This is a genomic window from Brachyspira catarrhinii, assembly GCF_005518285.1.
Classification (GTDB): domain Bacteria; phylum Spirochaetota; class Brachyspiria; order Brachyspirales; family Brachyspiraceae; genus Brachyspira; species Brachyspira catarrhinii.
The window spans coordinates 1-561 of sequence record NZ_SJDU01000740.1 but is presented as its reverse complement, the minus strand read 5'-3'; the positions used below and the strand labels follow the sequence as shown (position 1 = coordinate 561).

Here is a 561-nt window from a genome sequence, read left to right as displayed (position 1 = left end):
TTATATGTATTTTATTAAATATATCTATTATTTTATCTTCATATTTTTTTAATATTATATTTGATGGAAGTATTAATTTTAAATTTCTAATAGTTGTTAAACTTAAATTAGCCTGTACAGATTGTTGCAAATTTCTAAAACAATGTTCTTTATGAAAATCAGCAAGAAAACAGCTAAATACAAACAATGGGTTTACAATATTGTTGTCTATTCTTATAATTGATACAGCCTGATTAGTATTAGCTGGTAATATATCATTTGTAACAAAAGAAAATTTTGATAAAGTTCCAGCTATACTAAATAATATATCTTTTTCTTCTATGATAGATCTTTTTAATAAATTATTATGTGTTTCATCATCAACAAAAGATAATTTTGACTTATCTATTGAATGATCATCTAAAATATTTTCAACTTTTATATAATTCACACCATGTGATGCAAAATTTTTAGGTGTTGTACCTTTAGTTATTACTTTTGATATTTTTTCCAATGTAGTAATCTCCCAGCCCTCTGGTATTGCCCCTAGCTCGCTTTCTATCATCTTGCTGCCGCTATCTT

General features: G+C 25.0%; 1 protein-coding gene. It reads right to left on the bottom strand.

Annotated elements, in window-relative coordinates; genetic code table 11:
• Positions 1 to 544 (bottom strand): restriction endonuclease subunit S (locus EZH24_RS13280; RefSeq protein ID WP_137999475.1); only part of this gene is annotated, 544 nt, incomplete at its 3' end.
• Between the last annotated feature and the right edge of the window lie 17 nt (positions 545 to 561).